We start from the raw sequence: 15,086 nt of genomic DNA, 5'->3' as shown, positions 1-15,086 counted from the left end.
CGCCTTGACAGCATCGGAAAGTCTAGACTTACCGTTCGTGGCCACTTACCAAGGGCGGATGCTCGAAGCCCTCGGCGACCCGACCCGGCGGAGCATCTTCGAGTCGCTGGCCGCCGGGCCGCGCTCGGTCGCGGAGATCGCTAACGGCCTGCCGGTCAGCCGGCCCGCTGTCTCGCAGCACCTCAAGGTGCTCAAGGACGCCGGGCTGGTCTCGTCGACGGCGGTGGGCACCCGCCGCCTGCACGCCGTCGACCCGCAGGGCCTGGCGGCGATCCGCGGCTACTTCGACCAGTTCTGGAACCAGGCCCTGGCGGCGTTCGCCGAGGCCGCCGAGAAGCCACCGGAGGAGAAGACGTGACAGCGCACACCGATCAGGATTCCGTCGTACGCAGCAGCATCCACGTCGCGGCGACCCCCGAGCACGCGTTCGAGGTGTTCACCAACGGCATCGACCGGTGGTGGACGCGATCCCACCACGTCCAGCCCGGCGAGCTGAAGCAGGTCGGGGTCGACCCCCACGTCGGCGGCCGGATGTGGGAGGAGAACGACGCCGGCGAGGTCTGCGCCTGGGGCCGCGTCCTCACCTGGGATCCGCCGCGCACGTTCGCCTTCTCCTGGCTCGTCGGCCCCGACTGGAAGCCGCCCGCGCCGGATGCGGTCGGTAGCCGGGTGACCGTGACCTTCACCCCGACCGACACCGGCACGCAGGTCGACCTGGTGCACGACCAGCTCGATGTGCACGGCCCCGGCTGGGAAGGGGTACGCGACGCCGTCGGGAGCGAGGGTGGCTGGCCGGGCGGCCTGCGCGAGTTCGCCGCGGTGCTCTGACCGGCCACACCGCGTCGGGCCGGCCCGGGCTACCTACCGGGCACGGCCCCTCGCCATGGCCCCTCGATACGCAGCAGCAGGCCTGCGATCACCAGCAACGCACCGGTGAAGAGGATCTCGTCGCCATGGGCCCCGGTGAGGCTGAGAACATCGAGCGTCAGACATGAGGGCGGCGATGCTCAGCCGGTTGCCCAGGACGGGTTCACCACCTGGTACATGACGTGGTCCTGCCACCGGCCGGCGATGTTGAGATACTCCGGCGCCATGCCGAACCGCACGAACCCGTTGCGTTCCAGCACCCGCTGCGATCTGACGTTGTGCAGCAGGGTCTCTGCCTGCACCCGATGCAGCCCCAACTCCTCGAAGGCCACCCGCACGATCTCGCGCACCGCCTTCGTCGCGACCCCTCGGCCGTTGTGGCTGGCGCTCACCCAGTAGCCCATCGCGCATGACTGGAAGGGGCCGCGCACTATGCCGCTGAGCGTGATGCGGCCGATCACGCGACCGGAGTCGTCAAGGATGACGTGGGGCAGCTTCGATCCCTGTTCGTGCTGCTGGAGATCGGCTTCGATGACGGCGTGCTGGCCGTCTGCCGTGAAGTAGTCCTCACTCCGGATCGGGTCCCACGGCGCGAGAAACTCACGGTTGACGCGGAGCACCTCGGCCAGGGCCGGCGCATCGTCCGAGGCGATGAGTCGAGTGATCTTCACCCGTCCATCGTCCCAGGCCGGCATGTCCCCTTCCTCGCCAGGCTGGACCGGAAGCGGGTGCCGGATTCAGACGTCGAAGCGGAACTCAGAGCCGCTACTCCCCCACACCGGTCAAGGGCCTGTCGTTCTGCGGCAGCCCTTCGGGCTCTCCGTTGTCCGCGCCAGCCGCGGGGCGTCCGGCGGGACGGCCGCAGAGCGACAGCGGCAGCGGCTGGCGCGCGCCCAGGCGGCGGCGCGTGCGGCCCGTTCAGGGCCGCCTTGAAGACCTACAGAAACGTTGAACAACCTCGCTGGCAGCCGGTGTGTCGTGTCACGGGACATGCTTGACATTCGCGTACCACGAGATGTTTGACATGATCCATAGCGGTTGGTCGGGTGGCTTGCTGAGCCGGGGAGACGGTTACCGCAGGGAGGTTGAGGACATGGGGGCACTCGACGTCCTGGCAGCATTCGGCTCAACTGGCCGGGTCGGCCTTCTTCATCCCGGCGCCCGCCTACGGGAGGTCGTCGCCGACTACGGCATGCCGTGGGACATCGGGCGGGTCGACAAACGCCACAGGTGGCCGCACCTGTACTCCTACGGCGACGTCGAGTTCGTGGTCTGCCGCTGCCGGATCATCACCTCAGTGACGGTCCAGACCTGGCGAGGGACGGTCGAGCTGCCGAGCCAAGCACAGTCCGGCGAGGTCATCGCCCTGCCCTCACGACTGACCTTCGCTCAGGTGGCCGACGCCCTGGCCGCCGCGAAGTGCCAGTGGGAACAGCTCAAGCCGAGCGAGGGACAGTCCGTTCTGCGCACCCTGCCCCAACGCGTCGACTTCACCTTCGTCACCGACGAGGGACCTGAGCCCGTGCTCCACGTAGCCGGCACCTGGGCCCACGATCACGACTGCATCCCGGCGGCAGCCGTCGACGCTGCCTTCCCCGAGGACTTCCCACCCGAGCAGGCCCACTACTGACCACCGCTTCAGGCGTGGTGCTCCTTCCCGCTTCTCTAGACCAACCGTCAAGCATGTCCTGGGACGGATTCGTCAAGCATGTGGTGGGACTAGACACGCCGGCAGCCGGTGTGTCTCGTCACGGGAGATGCTTGACACTCGCGTCCCACCAGATGCTTGACATGATCGATATTCGGCTTCCTCATCGCGTGATGGTTGCGGTCATCGCGGGCTGGGGAGGCCGGGATTGGCGCTGGTGGAGTTGTCGATCGTTGAGCAGCGGTGTCGGGCGGTGTTGGCGGTGCAGGCCGGGGAACCCGTGGTTGAGGTGGCAGCCCGAACAGGAGTGTCCCGGCAGACCGTCCACTCCTGGCTGGCCCGCTATGCCGAAGCGGGCCTGGTCGGGTTGGAGAACCGCTCCCGCCGCCCGCAGGGATGTGCTCATCAGGCGTCGGCGGAGGTGGAGGCGTTGGTGTGTGAGCTGCGCCGACACCACCCGCGGTGGGGCTCGCGTCGGATCGCGTTCGAGCTGGGCCGACACGGCTGTCCGGACCCGGTGCCGTCGAGGATGACGGTGTATCGGATCCTGGTCCGCCACGGCCTCATCGAGCCAGCCAGGAGGCGTCGGGGTCGCAAGGACTATGTCCGCTGGCAGCGGTCCCGGCCGATGGAGTTGTGGCAGATGGACATCGTGGCGGGATCATGCTCGCCGACGGCACCGAGGCCAAGGTCGTCACCGGGGTGGATGACTGCCCGCTCCGGCGTGACGGTCACGTTCTGGGCCGACACCGACGTCATCCACCTCCTTATCGCCGGCGTCCGGCTCAAGTCGGTGCGCTCACACCTGTCCGCCGCCGACCTCGCGGCCCTGCTGCGCCAGCGCGGCCGTCCCGCTGGTGAGCCGCCGTTGCCGCCGGCACCACCAGGTGAAGCGGTCGAGGTCGACCGCACCATCAGCCGCGCAGGTCACGTCTCCCTGGGCCAGCACATCGTCCTGGCCGCCGAGATCCTCGGCGGGCAACGGGTCGGCATCCGCATCGACGGCAAGACCCTGAACTTCTTCGACCTCGACACCCGCCAGCTGCTACGCATCCGACCCAACCCGCTCACCCCCGCCGAGGTGGCACGGCTGCGAGGCGCCCGACCCGCCGGACCACCGCCCCAACCTACGGCCGGACCGGTGCAGGTGCAGCGGCGGGCCTCCAACAGCGGAGTCGTCATGGTCGTCGGACAGAAAGTCGCCCTCGGCCGCGTCCACGCCGGCAAGACCGTCACCATCAACGTCACCGACACCGAGTTGGCCATCGCCTGCGACGACGGCACCCGCCTCGTCCGACGCACCACCGACCAGCCCGTCCGCAACCTGAAGGCCAGCCGACCCCGCAAAGTGGCCGCCGATGCCTAGGACATCCGTAGTGCGCGGGCCACCTTCCGCTGCACCACCCGCAGCAGCTTGATCGTCTCCTCGTCAGAAAGGCCAGTGGTGATCGACCAGTCACACCCAGAACCCACCACGTCACTCGCGAAGACGATCTCAGTGGAGAACAACAGCTTTCGCCACTGCGACCTCGACAACGGCTCCCCCCGGTCCAGTGCCTCTCCCAGCCTGCGACCCTCGCCGTGGTAGAGGTCCACCTGATCCTGAAAGCCCATAGCTCGGGCGAGATCATCCGTGGAATGCGCGGGTCCACCCCACTCGGCCAACCCTCGCCTCAGCAGGAACCGCTCGTCCGAAGTGAGATCGACCGCTACGACGTCAGAGGCGCTCATGCGCGAGATTGTCACCCAGACCCCCTGCAGAGACTTACCCCGCACCGGCGCCGAGCAGCCTGGCCCCGCACCATGGCCCGCCCCCACGCAGCAAGGAACCTAGACCAACCGTCAAACATGTGCTGGGACGGATTCGTCAAGCATGTGGTGGGACTAGACACGCCGGCAGCCGGTGGGTCGTACTCCGCTTGATGCGTTACACGGTGACTCCAGTTGACGGGTTACACCGGCCTTGAGCATGCCGGACACGGCCTGTGACGCCGGCCGTCCACCACGCTGGTGTCTCTGGCATCCGCTTCTGCCGAAGTGAGAGCGACGGCTAGCCGCGGCTCGGGCAGATTTTCCAGCCCGAGGGCGTCGGATCTGTCGGATGCCGTTCGTAGCGTATGTAGAGACGGACACCGGGTCCGGACGAACAGAGGGAGCGGACATGCCCGAGTACCTCATCTACTTCAACCAGCAGTGGGTGGGTGACCACACCGAGGAATGGTTCCGCGGGCGCGGTCCACTCTCCAGGGCGGTCGTTGATGAGATCAGGGCCGCCGGAGCATATGTCTTCGCCGGAGGGCTGGAGGAAGAGGACGGCCCGGTCTTCAGTGCCGACGCCACAAGCGGTGAGGTGATCTTCACCGACGGGCCCTACGTCGAGACCAAGGAATTCCTGGGCGGGCTGACCATCGTGGACGTGCCCGACGAGGAGACGGCCAGAATGTGGGCCGGGAAGATCGCGGAAGCGTGCGGCTGGCCCCAGGAGGTGCGCCGCTTCAAGCCGTGGCGCGAAGCCCGGGGATGATCGTCGCCCGTCGACCGACGCTTGTGTCAAGGCGTGGCCGACACCGGGGGCGACGGTGCTGCTGCGGCTTCACGGGATGACCTGTCCTATCGGCATCGCGAAGATTCGAGCGGTAACGGCGCTGGGCGCGGCGAGAAGGTGCCGCGCCCAGCGCCAGCCGACACCCCACTTCCCCCGCCCGACGCCGGGGCTCGGCATCGAAGATTGCTACCCCGGCGGTGGGATGGCACGCCGGTCACGGACTGCGACAGCGGAAGAGCAGAGATCCGGCCAGCTGTCACCCGTCAAGTGAAAGTCACCGTGTAACGGATCAAGTGGAGCCCGACATCGCCGGCAGCCGGCCGGCCTCACGTGGGTGGCTGGGTAGCAGCGTCCCCGGTCTGCTCGCGCCACTGGCCGTTGTCGGCCTGGACGAGACGCCGTACCATCGCGCGGGCCTCGTCCTGCTGATGCAGGGCGAGTCGGTCATCACGGTCGCCGAGCGGCTGGGGCACGAGAACGCGACCCTGGTCCTGTCGACGTACGGGCACCTGATGCCGGATTCCGAGGAGCGCACCCGCCGCGCCGTCGATGAGGCATGGGGGTTGTGCCCCGGCTGTGCCCCAAAGCGAGCGTGCAACCTCCTGAACTGCGGGAACAGGCCGGATTCAGACGTTGAAGCGGAACTTCTGAGGCCAAGCCGCTGGCCTGCGCAAACTGCCGTAACAACCCTCTGGCCTGGGCTTTTATGCGTTGGCAAACGGTGGCAGTCGTTGGTAGCAGACGCCAATCCTGCGGACTTCTGGCGGACTAGCTGCGGACCGTCTCGGCGGGCTCAAAATGGAGATCATCTAGGCGGCGCGCCGGGTCGACGGATCGTCACTCCCCGTACGCCCGGCCCTCCGCGTAGAGCCTCTCCATCTCGGCGCGGGCGCTCTGTTCGTCGGCGTGCTCGGCCCGCTGCGTCGGGGTGTCCGCCGGACTGTTGAGCAGCACATCCCACACGCCCGATCCGTCCATCCGCGTCGACGTCTTACGGTGTGGGCGACTTGCCTCGCCGCTCGCGCCAGAAACGATGCCACCGAGCCCGCAGCGGCACCTTGGGAGCGGCATCGGGGGCCGGTTCGATTCCCAGGGCGCGGAGGTTGGCTGCCCCCGTGGCGCGCTCGGCCGACGTGTAAGCGGCGTTCTCAGGATCGTCGTGCACGGCCTCGATGGGCTCGGCGAGATGTCGCCGCCACCACTGGCCGCTGGCGTCGCGGAAGAGCACGGTGGTGCCGAGGCTGGGCTGCCGGGGGTGGTCAACGTTGGGCAGAACGAAGTCAACGACGTAGTCGGTCTCCGGGTCGATGACGTCGATCAACACCGAGAACGTGTCGTAGGTCGTCTTCCGGCCGATGTTCACGACCTGCACCTTGGCCGGGCCGATGAGTTCCTTGCTGCCGTTACGGACGCAGGCGGTGAGCTGAATCACCGGCACCAGCGCGATCTCATGCGGTGAGGACATCGTGAACGTGACCCCGGTGATGCCGGGTCCCCTGGTGTTGCCGATCTTCGCGCCGTGGGGCAATGGCTCGAACGCGGCGCCCTCGTCGTGGTATTTCACGTGCAGCACCTTGGAGTAGACGAGCCGCGCCTGCTCCTCGCGGCGCACTTGGACGCTGCGCCAGTAGGACCCAGCCGCCACGATGAACGCGGCCGACGTGAAGATGGCCGCCACCCAGTCGGGCCACGAGCCGAGTGAGATCCTGCCGAGAAAACCGGTCGAGTGGTCAACGACGACGTTGACGAGCCCGGTGTTCGACGGCGTGGGGACCGGGCTGGTCGGTAGCGACGGGGCTACGTCGGTCAACGCGGGAGAGGGCGACACCACGGCTGCGGGCGACGGGGTCGGCACCGGAACGAAGAGCACGCCCGCCAGTATGCGGACCCTGGTCAACCACACACGATTGCCCGGACCGACGCCCGACGCGCCAACGACTTACGCCGGTCCGGGACGCCCGGCTCACCCGGCCACGTTGTTCTTCGCATGGACACGTGGCCGGGCGAGCACAGTCTGTATCGATGATCGTCAGGCGTTCAGGAGCCGGAACGCGTTGTCCACCAGGACGTCGGAGCCCGTCCGGTACCAGAGGAAAGCGCCGCGCTGGGCGGACGGTCGCCGGTTGGCACCCACCAGGTTCGGAATGATCTCCAGCGTCGCGCCGATCCGATCGACGATCACGAACTGGGTCCAATCGCCGTACGCCAGGATGTAGTTGTTCTGGGTGGCGTTGACGACGCCGTCCATGTCGGAGCACTCGTTGATCGGCCGCCCGAGCAGCTGGCCGTTAGCCAGCTCCGGGAACTTCAGCGCGCCGTTCGTCGTCTCCATCTGCCGCAGCGTGTTGATGATCGCCAGGTTGGCGCACCACTGCGCACGGCCGGAGAACCGGGGCGGGAGCTGGTTCTGGAGGTTGAACACATCCCCGGCGGCGAGGGCGTCCGCGCCAGCGGTGGCGACCACCGACGGCGTGCCGGTTAAGGCCGTGACGAACCCGGTCGGCTGGTTCACCCCGGTGCCGGTGGTGTACGCGGCGGCCTGGTGCACGTCGGCTGCGTCGACCAGCACCCGCGTCAGCTCACCGAGGAAGTCAACGGCATCCATGCCGACCTCGAAGCTGTACGGCACGAACACGTCCCCGAAGTAGACGGGGATCGGCTCGTCATTGATCGTCGGCGACCCGTCGGCGGTCTCACGGGCGGTGTTGTCAGCGCCCAGCCACTCCGCCGTGGCGCCCGCGGAATTGAGGCCCGTCCACGAATTGGTGACCGTCTGGACGACCCGCGAGATCCGCCGCAGCGGATTGATCGACCCGGCGTTGGAGATGTTCAATGCCGGGTCGAGCGTCATCGGCACCATGTAGCCACCGGCACCGACGGTGCCGACAGACATGGCCCGCATCTCTGACTGGAGCTCGGCGACCCGCTGATACGCCTCCCGTTCCGGCTCCGTCCACAGCAGGTGCCCGCGCGTCGGGTCGCCGAGCAGCTTCGCGAACGCGGTCCGATACTCGTCGGCACCGGCAACGGTCACCCATCGGGCGGCGAGGGTCCGCTCACGCGCGCTGCCGTACGACTCCACCAGCGCGGTGGCCCGCTCGGCGGCGTGGTCGGCCAGGTACCCGGCCCGGCTGGACCGCTCGATCTGCCGCAGCGCGACGTCGCGCTCGCTACTGCGGCGAATCGGCTCCGGATAGTCACCCGGAACCCCGCGCGCCGCAATGATCCCCGGACCGCCGTTGACAGCCTGGAAGCGGATCTCGTCGGTGACCCGGTCGTACTCGTCACGGGCACGCTCAAGGCCCCTGCCCAGACGCGCAATGCGCTCCATATCTCCGTGGCTGGGGTTGTCCGCCTTCTCCTCCATGCGCTCCAGCTCGGCCGTTAGCGCATCGATCTTGCTCTTCCACTGCCGCTGCTCGGCAATGAGGTCACGTGCCATGATCATTTCCTCCTCGGGCTAAGGCACGGTCGTGTAAGGACGTTTGCCGTTGCTCCGGGGAGGCCCGATCGATCGAGCGGCCCTGGTCGGATTCCTACGTCGGTATCTCCGAAGCGGTCAGGGAGGCGTACAGCGGCCCTGGCGGCCTGGCCCGGCGTGGCCCGGTGGCGATGAGTCGATCATAGCGCCGGATGGTGACGGTCATCGATCATCACGTCGATGCCCGCCGAAATTCACCTTGACCGCTCCGCCGGGTGGCCCGGCAGACTCGACGGCGTGACGGACGCCGCGAGGGACTCCGAGCAGTTGAAGGCCCTACTGATGGCGAAGCTTCAGCCCGACCGGATCCGAGCAACCCTCAGCTTCGCCGGGCTTTACCAGATCACCCACGAAATGATCAAAGACGTCGTGCTGACCAGCATCCGCCAGTTCTACTTGAAGGGCTTCGATGAAACCGGCTTCCGGTATGACGAAGAGAGATACGCCGAGCAGGTACTGAAGCGCGATCCCAAGCGACGGCCGTTCCCCGCGTCACTGCTCTGGCTCGTTGACTCCGGGGCCATCTCGCTGGCACAGGCCGATCGGCTCGACCAGATTTACGCACATCGCCATGAGCTCACCCACGAGCTCCTCAAGTACGTCGTCGATCCCGACTTCGAGCCGGACGTCAACCTGTTCGTTGATGCCATCGAGATCCTGACAGCCATCCAGCGGTTCTGGACTCAGGTTGAGATCGACGTCGGCAGCTTCGAACATCTTGGGAACGTCACCGTCGATGACGCCGTCCCGGCCTCACTCGTCGTCCTGCAACTCTGCATCGACGCGTACGCTGCGGGACTGAAGGCAACGCCCACCACGGCCCCGGAGGTCAGCACGTGACGGGAACCGACGACGCCGAGAACGCCCGCCTCATCGGACACGCCGCGCAGATCGTTCTGGCGTTTCTCGACGGCGACGAGCAAAAGTGGTCCGAGCTGGTCAACGCCGACATCGGCGAAACCATCGACGCCCTCAACGCGATCGCGATCGTCGAGGCCCACATTGCCCACGGCAGCACGGACGCAGCTCGGGCGCACTTCGCCGAGATGGCCACGAGGGCGGAGATCGAGCAACTCGTTCCACCGGAAGCGTGAACAGCGAAAAGGAGGAGCGGCCCGTATTCCCACTGCCGCGCCTCACGAGGTCCGCCGTGGCAGCCATGTGCAATCGTCGGTAGCCGTGCCGAACCCACCGACGACTTCGACGCCCCCGACCATTGATCAAACCTGCTTCGACTGGGCGTCGCTGCTACTCAACGCGACCGCGACCCTCGCGGCCATCCTGGCGTTGTTCCTGGCAGTGCGCGCCATCCGCATTACGAGGGACCAGGCCGCGCGAGCCGACGCTGCACTCATCCGCGAACGGCGCGCGACATTCGAGCTGCAAGTGTTCCGCGACCTCCTGGACAGCATCGCCGCCGCCACGCCTGGTGACCTCTTCGGGTTGAAGCTCCGTGACACTCTCACTGCCCGTCTCGCGATGCTGCCCGCAGACGAGCTGCCGGTCTGGAGGGCGTACGCGAACGAGTACGTGAACGATCGCGGGAAGGAGCATCTCGCCCAGGCGTTGGCGAAGATTGGCGCAGTCAACGACGACCCCAAACGCGGGTACGAACCGCTGTTCTGGGCCCTGCTGGAGGACATTCGCCAGGCTCTGGAGCGGCGTGGACAGACGACTGCTGCGGTGTCGATGTTCGGGGACCCTGGCACAACGTAGGCGCTCAGCGGGCCGCTTGCGCGGGCCGCCTGGGGGTGGGGGGTGCCGGAGGGGGATCTCCCTCCGGACAGCGAGGGGTCCGGTGTTGACGCCGTTTGCGTCAACACCCCTCCCCCCACCCGTTGCTCATCGCGTTTCACGCGATGACTCAACGTGTAGAGCATCGTCACTAGTCAGCGATCGATGATCATCCTTTTGGTGACGAATGATCTTTGCTGTCTCGCGCGGGTGTGCGGTGCGTGCGTGCTCGGGGTTGGTGGGTGGTGGCTTGGCTGCCTGCGGTGGGCTGGCCTCCCGTCGTGTGAGTGTGTGCCAGTCCGCCGGGTTGGGTGGTGGGGATGGTGGTGGTCAGGCTGTTCAGCGTGGCCCGTGAGCGAGTCGCGTTTCCTCTGCGTGTTTCCAGGTCACCACCGCCAGCGTGTACCCCGTGGTCTACAACACAGCACCCCACCCTCGGGGCGAGGGTGCCCGGTGGACTCGATGCGCCCCCATCGACGCACCCCACCCTCAAAAAAGATGGACCCCCGCAAGAATGATGGCCCCGGATATATTGAGGGGCACCCCCTGAAATTTGATCATGGGGGTGGGGTTGCGTCGGCCCCCTTCGACCGCCCTTCGACGCATCACGCTGCGTGACTTTTCGCGCCTCGGGCTCCTGCCGGTGCGGTGGCGGGCGGCGCTGATCGCTTGCCCGGCGCGGCGGTTGCAGAGACGGCGTCGGTCATGAAGACCACGCCGGTCATGAAGACCACCCCGATCTCCCGCTCGCTATTCGCTGTGCCCGACGTGGATTACGGCACCGACCTCGGGCAGCACCACCAGCTCGGGCTCCCTCGCGTAACGCCGAGCCCACGGGCAGGTCGCCGGGTGATGGACGACGGCAAGGATGTTAGGTAATCCCCCGTGGCCTTGCGCGAGCCGAAGATCCGGCACGCAGTCGTGACACGCCTCCGCGAGCAGCTTGTCTCGGACGTTCATCGGGCGGCCTCCTTCAGGTGTAGTGCAAGTGGGTGAACCTCGTACGGTTCGCTTGGCCGGCCAGGACCGCGTCGCTCGGGAGTCGCGGCGGGACGGACCCAACCGAGGTCGTCCAGGTCGGCGATGGCTTCGCGGATGGCGTCGGTGTTGACCGCCCACTCCTGACCGCTCAGCTCCCGCCACGCCTGCCGCACCGTGAAGGTCGACAACTTCTTCTTCGTGATCCACCACAGGACGGCCCTGGCGGGCTCCAGCGGGCTGCGCCGGCCGGTCATCAGGTCGAACGCGACGCGGGCGTGCGCGATGAAGTAGTCGGCCAGCTCGATGACCTCGCCCATGATCGGCTCGTCCACGGAGTCGGCGGCCGAGTCATCGAACAGGGAGAACAGTGCCGCGATGCGGACCAATTGGCCGGGTAGCTTGTTCGCCCAGTCGGCGATGGCGGCCAGGTCCCCGTGGTCGGGGTGGAGCCGGGGCTCAGGCTCGGTACGGAACTTGTTGAGCGCGTCGCGGGCCGGCTCGTTCAGCTTGATCACGGTGATGTCGCCGGTGGTAAAGATGTCTTCGGTGAGCTTCGCCACGCTCGCCCGGTAGGCGCGGAAGATCGGCTCCGGCAGCGGCTGCGGGGCGACCCGGCGGGACCCGACGAGGGAGTCAGGCAAGGCGTACAGGAACCGTGCCAGCAGACCGGACCCGCGAAAGTGCCTGCCCTCGGCGAGGCTGGCCACAATGGCCGGCTGGATCGCCAGCCCCATCGACAGCACCGGCTCGGGCAGGTTGATCGCCTCCCGAGAAACGCGGTCGACCCGCACGGGGTCACCCGACCACGCCTTCAGCACCAGGTCCAGGTTCGGGATCCCGCTGGAGTACCGACCCGCGAGGGTGGAGAACAGCCCACCCTCGGCGGAGAGGACACCGAGGCGGCCATCCTGCTCGGCCATCAGCCTGGCCATCGCCTCCACGGTGGAGTCATCGGCGAGCAACCGCGGGATGACCGGGACCATCGTCTGGTCTAGGTCCCGAACCGCGTCCTCCATCTCGGCGATTCCGGCCGCCGAGGTGTCGCCCTTGCGCTTGATTTTCTCCACAGCGGCGGCGCGGAGGCCAAGCAGTGCCCGCTGCCTCGTCACGTCGGGCGCGGCGTTGGCGGCGAGGTTCCGCTCCACCTCGATCAGCGGCGCGGACAGCACGCTCATCACGGGCGACTTGCGTTCCCCGGAGGGGACCGCAGCCGTCGCATAGATCGACAGGGTCTCCGTCCAGTCGGCAGCGACCCTGACGCGTCGGCGACCCCCCACGGAGGTTGCCAATATTGCCAGAACCATGAGCAGGACCAAATCTCGCGGCACCTGGTACGCCTCGGCGGTGGCATCGACCATCGCCCACAGCTTCTGCGGGCGTCGCCCGACCGATGGGGGCAGCGGGATTTTGGCAATATTGGCGATGCGTTGCGGGATTCCCCACACCTCCGACTTCGCTCCGACGGCGCCACCCGGATCGACTGGCACCTCATCGATGAATCCCGCATCAATCGCGCGATCCACCACAAGGTCGTCGTCGGTCATCCGGCGGCCCTCCCGAGGCGCTCGCGCTGTTCCCAGTCCAGGTCGAGGCCGGCAGCGTGGTACCTGTCGATGTCAATCACGTCGATGGTTGGCTTGACGCTGCACCGCCCATCGGCGAGCAGGGCGTCAAGCTCGTTGGACCAGCGTCGGCGCTTCAGGAGCAGGTGACGCAGACGCATTCGGCGGCGCGAATCCCCACCACGCGGGTAGGCCGGCGCGTTGACGGTCAAGTCGATGGCGCTGGGGGCGGTCACCGCCCACCGTCTTTTCCGGCGGACGCGGCGGTAGCGGCAGCGCGGGCATCGTCGATGAACTTCTGGACGTCGCTACGGGCGTACAGCACCCGCCGTCCAACGCGAAATGACGCCGGTCCGGTGCCGATGTGCCGCCAGTACCGCACCGTCTCGGGCGACATGCGCATGATCTCGGCGACCTCGACGGTGGTCAGGTACTCGTCCCCCATGCTCATCTTCCCCTCCCGAAGTGAGTCAGCTCCGTCAGAGCTGTATCGCAGGGAGAAGTATCAATGCGTGGATCAGTCCTGTCAACGCTGACTCATTGGTGTTGACGGAACCGGCCAAGCGCGGGCACCATCGGTGGCATGACGCCCACCAGCACCAACCCGGCGACCACAAGCAGTAGTGGCGAGGTAGTTCTCGACGACGGCCTGACGATCCCCGCGAAGATCCAAGGGATGTGGATAACCAATGCCATAGACGGATTGGAGGTCGACCTGACTGCCGAGTACGACTCCGAGGCGGGCCGGTACATCGCCAGCGAGGTGGTGGTACGGGCCGCCGGGCAGGAGGTAACCAGCCAGATCATGCGCAGCATCCCCGTCGCCGCACTGCTGCGCCACGCGGTGACGAACGCGATCGGCGCGGTGGATCTCGTCCCACAACTGCCTGATTCGGCCGAGGTCCTACAGCCTGGCCCGTCTGTTGCCACCCTCCGGCACGTCGCCCGCGTCTACCGGCTGGCGCTGCTACTCGGCGACCCACCCACTGCGCGGGTGGCCGAGTCGCTGGAGGTGCCCCGCTCAACCGCAGGCAGGTGGGTGACCCGAGCCCGCGACCGGGGCTACCTCACCGTCACCGATCCCCGCGCGACCAGGACGAGGTAGAACACGATGGCGAGCATCCAGAAGCGGCCCGACGGCAAGTACCGGGCGAGGTACCGCGACGAAACCGGCCGCGAACACGCGAAGCACTTCACCCGACGCGTCGACGCGCAGCACTGGCTCGATGAGCAGACGGCCGCGATCGTCACCGGCCAGTTCGTCGACCCGAAGGCCGGAAGGATCACCTTCGCCCGCTACTTCGACGACTGGGCCTCGCGGCAGGTGTGGGCGTCCGGCACCGAACGGGCAATGCGGCTCGCCGCGAGCACGGTGCCCTTCGCCGACGTCCAACTGCGCGCGCTGCGCCGGTCCCACGTCGAGCAGTGGGTGAAGGCGATGCAGACCGCCGATCGGGGTAAGGGCAAGCCGCGCGGACTGGCACCGGGCACGATCAAGACCAGGTTCAACAACGTCCGCTCGGTGCTGCGGGCCGCAGTCCGCGACCGGTTCATCCCATCGGACCCAAGCGAGGGCGTGACGCTGCCCCGGACTCGGCGCGCCGACGCGGCGATGGAGATTCCCACCCCGGCGCAGGTGCGGGCACTCCTGGACGCCGCAGGTCCGCGCTTCCTGGCCTTCGTCGCCCTGGCCGCGTTCGCCGGGCTGCGCCTCGGCGAGGCCGCCGCCGTCCAGGTCGGTGACGTGAACTTCCTCGGCCGCAGCCTGCGGGTGCAGCGCCAGGTGCAGCGGGGGCCGGGCGGCACGGTGGAAATGACCCCGCCGAAGTACGGCAGCGAGCGCACCGTTTTCCTCGCCACCGACCTGGTCGAGATCCTGTCGCGTCACGTCGCCGAACACCGACCTGGCAGCGATCTGCGCCGGTGGCTGTTCGAGGGCGAGCCGGGCAACCCGCCGCACCAGAACACCGTGGGCTACTGGTGGCGCAAAGCATGCCGGGACGCGGGCGTCGGTGGTTTCACGCTGCACGACCTCCGGCACTACTTCGCGTCAGGGCTGATCGCCCAAGGGTGCGACGTGGTGACGGTGCAGCGGGCGCTGGGGCACGGCAGCCCAACGGTGACCTTGAAGACTTACGCCCACTTGTGGCCGACGGCGGAGGACAGAACCCGCAAGGCTGCGGCGGCGCTGATGACCGAGACGTTAGGTAGCCGGCCAACTGCGGTCGATCCTGCGGACTACCTGCGGACTAGGGAGGCGTGACATGC

General features: G+C 67.6%; 18 protein-coding genes and 1 pseudogene. 11 read left to right on the top strand and 8 right to left on the bottom strand.

Going from position 1 to position 15,086, the window contains the following annotated elements; all coding sequences use genetic code 11:
• Nucleotides 1–58: 58 nt before the first annotated feature.
• Both AB0C04_RS10260 and AB0C04_RS10255 read left to right on the top strand, forming a co-directional pair.
• A complete protein-coding gene (locus tag AB0C04_RS10260) occupies nucleotides 59–358 on the top strand; it encodes a metalloregulator ArsR/SmtB family transcription factor (protein WP_357052216.1) in 300 nt (99 codons plus the stop codon).
• Nucleotides 355–828 (top strand): SRPBCC family protein, encoded by a 474-nt coding sequence (locus AB0C04_RS10255; RefSeq protein ID WP_357051221.1) that lies wholly within the window; start codon nucleotides 355–357, stop codon nucleotides 826–828. Before AB0C04_RS10260 ends, AB0C04_RS10255 begins: the two co-directional genes overlap by 4 nt.
• 179 nt (nucleotides 829–1,007) lie before the next feature.
• Here the strand turns inward: AB0C04_RS10255 and AB0C04_RS10250 are convergent, their stop codons facing one another.
• Nucleotides 1,008–1,538 (bottom strand): GNAT family N-acetyltransferase, encoded by a 531-nt coding sequence (locus AB0C04_RS10250; protein WP_357052213.1) that lies wholly within the window; start codon nucleotides 1,536–1,538, stop codon nucleotides 1,008–1,010.
• A gap of 422 nt (nucleotides 1,539–1,960) precedes the next feature.
• On the opposite strand from AB0C04_RS10250, the gene AB0C04_RS10245 reads away from it, so the two are divergent.
• The 3 genes and pseudogenes from AB0C04_RS10245 to AB0C04_RS10235 all read left to right on the top strand — a co-directional run bounded on the left by AB0C04_RS10245 (nucleotide 1,961) and on the right by AB0C04_RS10235 (nucleotide 3,881).
• On the top strand, nucleotides 1,961–2,497 hold the full coding sequence (locus tag AB0C04_RS10245) for a hypothetical protein (RefSeq protein WP_357051218.1): 537 nt from the start codon (nucleotides 1,961–1,963) through the stop codon (nucleotides 2,495–2,497).
• A gap of 232 nt (nucleotides 2,498–2,729) precedes the next feature.
• Nucleotides 2,730–3,226, top strand: a pseudogene (locus AB0C04_RS10240) (helix-turn-helix domain-containing protein); the annotation flags it as partial.
• Nucleotides 3,222–3,881 carry a hypothetical protein gene (locus AB0C04_RS10235; RefSeq protein WP_357051215.1) on the top strand — a complete coding sequence of 220 codons (660 nt, stop codon included), beginning with the start codon at nucleotides 3,222–3,224 and terminating at the stop codon, nucleotides 3,879–3,881. The pseudogene AB0C04_RS10240 and the gene AB0C04_RS10235, both read left to right, overlap by 5 nt.
• On the opposite strand, the gene AB0C04_RS10230 is transcribed toward AB0C04_RS10235, so the two are convergent.
• Nucleotides 3,878–4,246, bottom strand: coding sequence for a hypothetical protein (locus AB0C04_RS10230; protein WP_357051212.1), 369 nt, complete (start codon nucleotides 4,244–4,246; stop codon nucleotides 3,878–3,880). The two genes, AB0C04_RS10235 and AB0C04_RS10230, sit on opposite strands and share 4 nt — an antisense overlap.
• Before the next feature lie 430 nt (nucleotides 4,247–4,676).
• Between AB0C04_RS10230 and AB0C04_RS10225 the strand changes: the two genes are divergently transcribed.
• Nucleotides 4,677–5,039, top strand: a complete 363-nt coding sequence (locus tag AB0C04_RS10225) for a YciI family protein (protein WP_357051209.1) — start codon at nucleotides 4,677–4,679, stop codon at nucleotides 5,037–5,039.
• A gap of 858 nt (nucleotides 5,040–5,897) precedes the next feature.
• Here the strand turns inward: AB0C04_RS10225 and AB0C04_RS10220 are convergent.
• The 3 genes from AB0C04_RS10220 to AB0C04_RS10210 form a co-directional block, all read right to left on the bottom strand.
• Nucleotides 5,898–6,023 (bottom strand): hypothetical protein, encoded by a 126-nt coding sequence (locus tag AB0C04_RS10220; protein WP_357051206.1) that lies wholly within the window; start codon nucleotides 6,021–6,023, stop codon nucleotides 5,898–5,900.
• Between the two features lie 28 nt (nucleotides 6,024–6,051).
• Nucleotides 6,052–6,930, bottom strand: coding sequence for a hypothetical protein (locus AB0C04_RS10215; RefSeq protein WP_357051203.1), 879 nt, complete (start codon nucleotides 6,928–6,930; stop codon nucleotides 6,052–6,054).
• Nucleotides 6,931–7,089: 159 nt separating this feature from the next.
• The gene (locus AB0C04_RS10210) at nucleotides 7,090–8,502 is read right to left on the bottom strand and encodes a phage major capsid protein (protein WP_357051200.1); all 1,413 of its coding nucleotides are present in this window, start codon (nucleotides 8,500–8,502) and stop codon (nucleotides 7,090–7,092) included.
• A 219-nt stretch (nucleotides 8,503–8,721) separates the two neighbouring features.
• Between AB0C04_RS10210 and AB0C04_RS10205 the strand changes: the two genes are divergently transcribed.
• From AB0C04_RS10205 to AB0C04_RS10195, 3 genes are all read left to right on the top strand, one after another.
• Nucleotides 8,722–9,381, top strand: coding sequence for a hypothetical protein (locus AB0C04_RS10205; protein WP_357051197.1), 660 nt, complete (start codon nucleotides 8,722–8,724; stop codon nucleotides 9,379–9,381).
• Nucleotides 9,378–9,635, top strand: coding sequence for a hypothetical protein (locus AB0C04_RS10200; RefSeq protein WP_357051193.1), 258 nt, complete (start codon nucleotides 9,378–9,380; stop codon nucleotides 9,633–9,635). The genes AB0C04_RS10205 and AB0C04_RS10200 overlap by 4 nt, the downstream gene beginning before the upstream one ends.
• Nucleotides 9,636–9,720: 85 nt before the next feature.
• Nucleotides 9,721–10,257, top strand: a complete 537-nt coding sequence (locus AB0C04_RS10195; RefSeq protein ID WP_357051190.1) for a hypothetical protein — start codon at nucleotides 9,721–9,723, stop codon at nucleotides 10,255–10,257.
• Between the two features lie 974 nt (nucleotides 10,258–11,231).
• On the opposite strand, the gene AB0C04_RS10190 is transcribed toward AB0C04_RS10195, so the two are convergent.
• The 3 genes from AB0C04_RS10190 to AB0C04_RS10180 are packed head-to-tail and all read right to left on the bottom strand — an operon-like array spanning nucleotide 11,232 to nucleotide 13,269.
• Entirely contained in the window at nucleotides 11,232–12,800 is a 1,569-nt protein-coding gene (locus AB0C04_RS10190) for a YfjI family protein (protein ID WP_357051187.1), read from the bottom strand.
• Nucleotides 12,797–13,054 (bottom strand): hypothetical protein, encoded by a 258-nt coding sequence (locus AB0C04_RS10185; protein ID WP_357051184.1) that lies wholly within the window; start codon nucleotides 13,052–13,054, stop codon nucleotides 12,797–12,799. The genes AB0C04_RS10190 and AB0C04_RS10185 overlap by 4 nt, the downstream gene beginning before the upstream one ends.
• The gene (locus AB0C04_RS10180) at nucleotides 13,051–13,269 is read right to left on the bottom strand and encodes a helix-turn-helix domain-containing protein (RefSeq protein WP_357051181.1); all 219 of its coding nucleotides are present in this window, start codon (nucleotides 13,267–13,269) and stop codon (nucleotides 13,051–13,053) included. The genes AB0C04_RS10185 and AB0C04_RS10180 overlap by 4 nt, the downstream gene beginning before the upstream one ends.
• Before the next feature lie 132 nt (nucleotides 13,270–13,401).
• Between AB0C04_RS10180 and AB0C04_RS10175 the strand changes: the two genes are divergently transcribed.
• Nucleotides 13,402–13,923 carry a hypothetical protein gene (locus AB0C04_RS10175; protein ID WP_357051178.1) on the top strand — a complete coding sequence of 174 codons (522 nt, stop codon included), beginning with the start codon at nucleotides 13,402–13,404 and terminating at the stop codon, nucleotides 13,921–13,923.
• A 6-nt stretch (nucleotides 13,924–13,929) separates the two neighbouring features.
• Nucleotides 13,930–15,081 carry a site-specific integrase gene (locus AB0C04_RS10170; RefSeq protein ID WP_357051175.1) on the top strand — a complete coding sequence of 384 codons (1,152 nt, stop codon included), beginning with the start codon at nucleotides 13,930–13,932 and terminating at the stop codon, nucleotides 15,079–15,081.
• Nucleotides 15,082–15,086 lie beyond the last annotated feature (5 nt).

It is taken from the genome of Micromonospora sp. NPDC048909 (genome assembly GCF_040649635.1).
GTDB lineage: Bacteria > Actinomycetota > Actinomycetes > Mycobacteriales > Micromonosporaceae > Micromonospora.
Note: the sequence above shows the minus strand (reverse complement) of the source record. Positions and strands in the feature narration are given on the sequence as shown.

What these genes read in the sequence shown, in the direction of transcription:
- AB0C04_RS10235 (WP_357051215.1), top strand. Translation starts at nt 3,222, where the DNA reads ATGACTGCCCGCTCCGGCGTGACGGTCACGTTCTGGGCCGACACCGAC.
- AB0C04_RS10225 (WP_357051209.1), top strand. Translation starts at nt 4,677, where the DNA reads ATGCCCGAGTACCTCATCTACTTCAACCAGCAGTGGGTGGGTGACCAC.
- AB0C04_RS10230 (WP_357051212.1), bottom strand. Translation starts at nt 4,246, where the DNA reads ATGAGCGCCTCTGACGTCGTAGCGGTCGATCTCACTTCGGACGAGCGG.
- AB0C04_RS10175 (WP_357051178.1), top strand. Translation starts at nt 13,402, where the DNA reads ATGACGCCCACCAGCACCAACCCGGCGACCACAAGCAGTAGTGGCGAG.
- AB0C04_RS10170 (WP_357051175.1), top strand. Translation starts at nt 13,930, where the DNA reads ATGGCGAGCATCCAGAAGCGGCCCGACGGCAAGTACCGGGCGAGGTAC.
- AB0C04_RS10245 (WP_357051218.1), top strand. Translation starts at nt 1,961, where the DNA reads ATGGGGGCACTCGACGTCCTGGCAGCATTCGGCTCAACTGGCCGGGTC.
- AB0C04_RS10180 (WP_357051181.1), bottom strand. Translation starts at nt 13,269, where the DNA reads ATGAGCATGGGGGACGAGTACCTGACCACCGTCGAGGTCGCCGAGATC.
- AB0C04_RS10210 (WP_357051200.1), bottom strand. Translation starts at nt 8,502, where the DNA reads ATGGCACGTGACCTCATTGCCGAGCAGCGGCAGTGGAAGAGCAAGATC.
- AB0C04_RS10260 (WP_357052216.1), top strand. Translation starts at nt 59, where the DNA reads ATGCTCGAAGCCCTCGGCGACCCGACCCGGCGGAGCATCTTCGAGTCG.
- AB0C04_RS10205 (WP_357051197.1), top strand. Translation starts at nt 8,722, where the DNA reads ATGCCCGCCGAAATTCACCTTGACCGCTCCGCCGGGTGGCCCGGCAGA.
- AB0C04_RS10190 (WP_357051187.1), bottom strand. Translation starts at nt 12,800, where the DNA reads ATGACCGACGACGACCTTGTGGTGGATCGCGCGATTGATGCGGGATTC.